Below are 5,594 nucleotides of genomic sequence, written 5' to 3' on the forward strand. Positions count from 1 at the left end.
GTACAGCGGATGCCCCGCCCGATTCGTTCGGGCGGGGCATCCGTCGTTCCGGCGCGAACTCGCGGTGCGAATGCCCCCTGGCCGAGGGCTTGTCGCGGTGATCGGCGGGGAGTACCTTCACCCCCATGCTGAGAAAATCTCATGATCAACGTCGATTCATGTCGCGCCTCGGCGCCCTCTCGCTGCTCGCCTTCGGCCTGGTCGCGGGCGTCGCGGCATCGCCGGCAGCGGCGCTCCCCGCGGCATCCCCGCAGGGTGCGGTCGTCTCGGTCGGCACCCCGACAGCGGTCCATTCCTCGTTCTGGACGATGCGGAGCTACGTGGCGCTCGGCGACTCGTTCACGGCCGGACAGGGTGCGCCGCCCTACCGCCCGGGCGCGTGCATGCAGAGCCGCTACGCCGGCTACCCGACGATCGCGGCAGCGCTCAGTGTCTATCGGTTGACCGAGAACCGGGCCTGCTCCGGGGCCACCGTCGCGGACACGACCGCGCAGCTGGCCGGAGTCGGGGGGTCGACTGCGCTCGTCACCCTGACGGTCGGCGCGATCGATGTCGGTTCCAACGACGTCTTCGCCGCATGCGCGGCGAACCCGGATCCGACCGTCGACCCGTGCAAGACGGCGATCGCGACCAGTACGGCCAAGCTCGCGGAGCTCGGTCCGAAGCTCGCCACGCTCTATGCGACCATCGCCGCGACCCTGCCCCAGGCCCGCGTCGCAGTGCTCAACTACCCGCGCCTGTTCGAACCGGGCGTCGCGCCCCTCGGCGATCTGGTCAACACCGCGACCGACGGATTGAACGCCGTGATCCAGGGCGCCGTCGCCGCCACCGGTGATCCGCGCGTCAGCTACGTCGATGCGACCGATGAGTTCGCCGGCCACGGCATCGGCTCCCGGGTGCCGTTCATCGCCTTCGATCAGGCGAATCTGCTCGCCCCGGCGAACTTCCACCCGAACGCGCTCGGCAACCTGCTGGGTTACGGGCGGGCTCTCGCGCAGGACCGGGTGTTCAGCCGCTGACGACCGGTGGGCCGTCAGGAGGTGGCCGTCAGGAGGTGGCTGTCAGGGGCGGCCGTCTGACGTCAGAGCGGCAGGAAGCCCGCGCTGCGGTGGAGCGCGTCGCGCTCGGCGAGCGCTGCCTCTGCGGCCGCTCGTGCTTCGATGCGCCGCAGCAGCCGGTCGCGGTCGTTGCGCCGTGCCTCGCGCCGCAGGCCCCAGCTCGCGAGGCCGAGTCCGCTGCGCACCGCCCATCCGGAGAGGAGTCGGGCGTCGGGGGAGAGAAGGGTGGTCATCGTTCCTCCTTCGGAGAAGTGTCGGCGGTCGGTTCCCCGCGTACGAGCGGGAAGGCGTTGATGTGGATCTGCACCGGTCGGGACCCCGCCGATGGCGTGCGCTTGTAGGCGTCGATGTATCGCTTGAGCACGAGGTCGATGTCGGTGACGAGTGCATGCAGCTGATCGGGAGTGAGGCGCACGTTGATGGTGTCGGAGGTCGCGATGTCGAGCCACTCGGGCCCGAACGCCGCCTCGCCCTCTGCGAGGAAGTCCCGCATGTTCTGTTCCCTCGTGCGGAACCACTCGTCTTCGACGAGCTTGACGGCGAGTCGGTCGGCGCTGCCCGGCGGCAGCGACCGGGCGTCGGGGATCGCGATCGAACCCGGCGTGCGTTCCCACCACCGCTCCCGACCCTTGCCCTTCGTGGTGTCCTCGCGCACGAGGCCCGCGCGCTCGAGCTGCCGCAGGTGGTAGCTCGTCGAGCCGCTCGACTCGCCGAGCCGTTCACCGAGGCCGCTCGCGGTCAGCGGGCCGTGGGCGGAGAGTTCGTCGTAGATACGAACGCGCAGTGGATGCGCGAGGGACTTGAGGCTCGCCGACGGCAGCACGTGATCGATGCCGGGGTGTCGACTGCTGCTCGGCTGTGCCGTGATGTCGGGGGGGTTCTTGGATGCCATGTTGCAAAGATATCGCTGCAAAGAAATCTTTGCAAGGATTTCTTTGCAAGTCGTTCGTTCAGTCTCGTCGAGCCTGCTCGAGCCACGCGATCGTGGCGTCGGCGAACCGGGCGGCGCTGCCCGGCGCGAGGCCGAGGTAGAGCATCGGTTCGATGAGTTCCAGCTCGAGCACCGAGAGCCTGCCCTCGAAGCGGACGACGTCGACGCGGGCGTACAGCAGCTCGAAGGGGAGACGCGCGAGCATCGACTGCACAGTCGTCGCGTCTGACTGGTCGACGGCGATCGTCTCGACGGTGCCGCCGTAGATCCCGTGCGCGCGGAAGTCGCCCGTCGCCGGCCGCTTGCGAAGGGTGTGGCTCAGTGCGCCGCCGATGAAGATGAAGGAGAGCTCGCCCTCGTCGAGGATCTCCGCGGCGAACGGCTGCACCATGACCTCGGTCGCGGGTGGGAGCGTGTCGAGGGCATGCCCGAGGGTTGCGGCAGTCGTGCGCACGACGCCCGCACCGCCCACGCCGACCGCGGGCTTCAGTACGAGTTCGTCCCAGCCGGCGGCGGCGACCTCCGCGCCGAGCCGAGCTCCGGAGGCCGGAGTTCCGCGCACGAGCGGCACGATGGGAACCCCGAGTCGATCGAGGTCGTCGAGGTAGCGCTTGTCGGAGTTCCATCGCACGGGCCGCTCGGAATTGAGCAGCTGCGCACCCGACCGTTCGACGGCGGCGATCACCTCGAGGAACTGCGGCAGGTGGTCGACGTAGTCCCAGGTGCTCCGCAGCACGACGGCGTCGTACGCGCTCCAGTCGACCTGCGCGGCGCTCCACGCCACGGGCTCGGCCGAGACGCCTCGCTCGGCGAGTGCGTCGACGAGCCGGTGATCGTCGTCGAACAGCGACTCCACGTCGGGGATCTCCCACGTCACGAAGCGGGGGAGCCGCTCGCAGCGGAGTACGGCGACGCGCAGCTGCCGCGCCTCGGGTGCCGGGTCGATGCCGGTCATGGCGCCAGGCCATAGCACGGGTGGCGCGGGCTCGTCAGGAGACCTGTTCGGCGTCGCCTGACGGGATCTCAGGCCGGCGAGGGCGCCGCCGTGCTGCCGCGCACGACGAGCGTCGCGGCGACGGTCGTCTGCTCGGGCGTCGAGTCTGGGTCGGTGATGACCTCGATGAGGTGGTCGACCGCGAGTCGCCCGATCTCCTCGAACGGCTGGGCCACGGTCGTGAGTGCCGGGCTGCAGTAGGCGGCGAGCGCGATGTCGTCGACCCCGATGACCGAGACGTCGTCAGGCACGCGTCGACCGTGTTCGTGCAGCGCCCGGATGACCCCGAAGGCCATCTCGTCGCTCGAGGCGAAGATCGCCGTCACCTCGGGCATGCGGGCGAGGAGCAGGCCCGCCTGGTATCCCGACTCCGGCGACCAGTCGCCTCGCAGGATCGGGGGCGCATCGCGGCCCGCCGCCGCGAGCGCTGCGCGCCATCCGGCCTCGCGTTCGCCGGCTTCGACCCACTCGCCGGGCCCGGCCAGGTGCCAGGCCGTCTCGTGCCCGAGCGACAGCAGGTGCTCGGTCGCGATGCGCCCCACGGAGGTCTGGTCGACGGCGACCACCTGGGTCGATTCCGACCTCGATCCGTCGATGGTCACGGTCGGGATGCGGCGGCTGATCTCCTCGGTCGCGTCGCTGCCGACGAGCAGGGGCACGACGAGCACGATGCCCTCGACGGCCTGTTCGGCGAGGCGCGACATCGCCTCGGCGATGGACTCGGGGGAGAGGGAGGTCGTGGTCGCCATGCTCACGGCGTAGCCGGCCGTGCGTGCTGCGCGCTCCATGCCGTAGCTGATCACGGCACTCGAGTAGTTGAGGGTCGGCATGCTCACGACGCCGATCGTGCGGCTGCGCCCGGACGAGAGCATGCTCGCCGCCGCGTTGCGCCGGTAGCCGAGCTGGGCGACCGCCTGTTCGACCTTCGCCCGGGTGCGAGCGGTGACGTTCGGGTGGTTGCTGAGGGCCCGGGAGACGGTCTGCTTCGAGACGCCCGCGAGTGCGGCGACATCGGCCATGTCGGGGGCCCGACCGGCGAAGGATCTCGGTGTGCTGCTCATAGTCGCTCCATCGGGGCGTCAGTGCGGCATGGACCCTCCATCCGCGGTGATGTTACCGATCATACCGGGTCGACACGTCCTCGTCGGGGATGTCGCGAGTTCCGTGGTGCCGTTGGGCATTGTGCTGTTGAGATCGGTAACAATCTGTGTAATGCTGTCCGTCGACGGCCCCTCGGCCAGCACCTCTGCATTCACATTCAAGGGAGATTCAGTGAAGAAGACAGCACTTCGCTCGGCCGGTCTGGCCGGAGCCGTCGCGGTGGGCCTCGCGCTCACGGCCTGCTCGAGCGGTGGCGGCGCGAGCGCCGACGGCCCCGTCGAGATCGACTTCTGGGGCTGGGCCCCGGGCTACGCCGACGCCGTCTCGGCGTACAACGCCTCGCAGGACGAGGTGAAGGTCAACTACGAAGAGGTGGCCCCCGGCGCCAAGGGCGGCTACGAGAAGATGCTCAACGCCGTGACCGCCGGCAATGCGCCGTGCCTCGGCCAGGTCGGCTACGAGACCCTCACGAGCTTCGCCGCGCAGGGCGCGCTCGAAGACGTGTCCGAGGTCGCCGCCGCCGACGAGGGCGACTTCAGCGCAGCCACGTGGGCGGCGATGAGCGTCGGCGACGCCGTCTACGGCGTGCCGGTCGACCAGGGGCCGATGGCCCTGTTCTACAACACCGAGGTCTTCGACTCGCTCGGCCTCGCCGTGCCGACCACGTGGGACGAGTACAAGGCCGCCGCGCAGCAGATCCACGCGGCCGACCCGTCGAAGTACATCTCGGCGACGTACCTCAACTACGACTACGCCGGGTTCGACTGGCAGGCGCAGGCGCCGTGGTTCGGTGTCGAGGGCGACTCGTGGAACGTCTCGATCGACTCGCCCGAGGGCGAGGAGGTCGCCTCGTACTGGCAGGGCATGGTCGACGAGGGCCTGCTGAGCCCGGCTCCCATGTGGGACCAGTCCTGGTACACGGGGCTCGGTGACGGCAGCATCGCCACGCACGTCGGCGCCGTCTGGATCGCCGGCATCCTCAAGGGCAGCGCGCCCGACGGTGCGGGCAAGTGGGCCGTCGCGCCCATGCCGCAGTGGAACGCCGGCGACGAGGTCACCGGCAACGTCGGCGGCTCCGGCACCGCGGTGCTGAAGGGCTGCGACAACCCCGAAGCCGCGTGGGACTTCGCGCACTTCATGAGCACCGACCCCGACACCTTCTCGGCGCTCGTCGAGTCCGCCGGCTTCTACCCGGCCGCCACCGAACTGCTCTCGCTCCCCGTGCTCAGCGAGGGTGACGACTACTTCGGCGGACAGAACATCTACGAGGTCTTCACCGAGTCCTCGGAGCACGTCGCAGAGGGCTGGGTCTGGGGCCCGAACATGCCCGAGACGGTCGGGTTCCTCGACGACGGACTGAGCGGGGCGTGGGCCGGTACCGGCACCATCGCCGAAGCGCTCGCGAACACCCAGCAGAAGACGGTCGACGCGCTCGAAGCGCAGGGCCTCTCGGTCTCCGAGTAGAGCACGGGACGCGGCATCCGCCGCGAACCGACGGATGGCGGGCCTG

At 69.9% G+C, this 5,594-nt stretch carries 6 protein-coding genes; 2 read left to right on the forward strand and 4 right to left on the reverse strand.

Translation table 11 applies throughout. From position 1 onward, the window contains the following. Positions 1–158 precede the first annotated feature (158 nt). Positions 159–1,019: an SGNH/GDSL hydrolase family protein gene (locus ACFTQE_RS19765; protein WP_376926672.1), complete on the forward strand. Its 861-nt coding sequence runs from the start codon at positions 159–161 to the stop codon at positions 1,017–1,019. Positions 1,020–1,081: 62 nt separating this feature from the next. Here the strand turns inward: ACFTQE_RS19765 and ACFTQE_RS19770 are convergent, their stop codons facing one another. The 4 genes from ACFTQE_RS19770 to ACFTQE_RS19785 form a co-directional block, all read right to left on the reverse strand. Then, a complete protein-coding gene (locus ACFTQE_RS19770) occupies positions 1,082–1,291 on the reverse strand; it encodes a hypothetical protein (RefSeq protein ID WP_376926673.1) in 210 nt (69 codons plus the stop codon). After that, positions 1,288–1,950 (reverse strand): ArsR/SmtB family transcription factor, encoded by a 663-nt coding sequence (locus tag ACFTQE_RS19775; RefSeq protein ID WP_376926674.1) that lies wholly within the window; start codon positions 1,948–1,950, stop codon positions 1,288–1,290. Before ACFTQE_RS19775 ends, ACFTQE_RS19770 begins: the two co-directional genes overlap by 4 nt. Before the next feature lie 58 nt (positions 1,951–2,008). Further along, entirely contained in the window at positions 2,009–2,944 is a 936-nt protein-coding gene (locus ACFTQE_RS19780; RefSeq protein ID WP_376926675.1) for a RimK family alpha-L-glutamate ligase, read from the reverse strand. Positions 2,945–3,012: 68 nt separating this feature from the next. Further along, a complete protein-coding gene (locus ACFTQE_RS19785) occupies positions 3,013–4,044 on the reverse strand; it encodes a LacI family DNA-binding transcriptional regulator (RefSeq protein WP_376926676.1) in 1,032 nt (343 codons plus the stop codon). Between the two features lie 211 nt (positions 4,045–4,255). On the opposite strand from ACFTQE_RS19785, the gene ACFTQE_RS19790 reads away from it, so the two are divergent. Further along, positions 4,256–5,548 carry an ABC transporter substrate-binding protein gene (locus tag ACFTQE_RS19790; RefSeq protein WP_376926677.1) on the forward strand — a complete coding sequence of 431 codons (1,293 nt, stop codon included), beginning with the start codon at positions 4,256–4,258 and terminating at the stop codon, positions 5,546–5,548. Positions 5,549–5,594 lie beyond the last annotated feature (46 nt).

Origin of the sequence: Agromyces sp. NPDC056965 (genome assembly GCF_042673425.1) — a bacterium.
Classification (GTDB): Bacteria; Actinomycetota; Actinomycetes; order Actinomycetales; family Microbacteriaceae; genus Agromyces.

Bases quoted from the DNA above. Each gene is read 5' to 3' on its own strand.
- ACFTQE_RS19765 (WP_376926672.1), top strand. From the start codon at position 159: ATGTCGCGCCTCGGCGCCCTCTCGCTGCTCGCCTTCGGCCTGGTCGCG.
- ACFTQE_RS19770 (WP_376926673.1), bottom strand. From the start codon at position 1,291: ATGACCACCCTTCTCTCCCCCGACGCCCGACTCCTCTCCGGATGGGCG.
- ACFTQE_RS19775 (WP_376926674.1), bottom strand. From the start codon at position 1,950: ATGGCATCCAAGAACCCCCCCGACATCACGGCACAGCCGAGCAGCAGT.
- ACFTQE_RS19780 (WP_376926675.1), bottom strand. From the start codon at position 2,944: ATGACCGGCATCGACCCGGCACCCGAGGCGCGGCAGCTGCGCGTCGCC.
- ACFTQE_RS19785 (WP_376926676.1), bottom strand. From the start codon at position 4,044: ATGAGCAGCACACCGAGATCCTTCGCCGGTCGGGCCCCCGACATGGCC.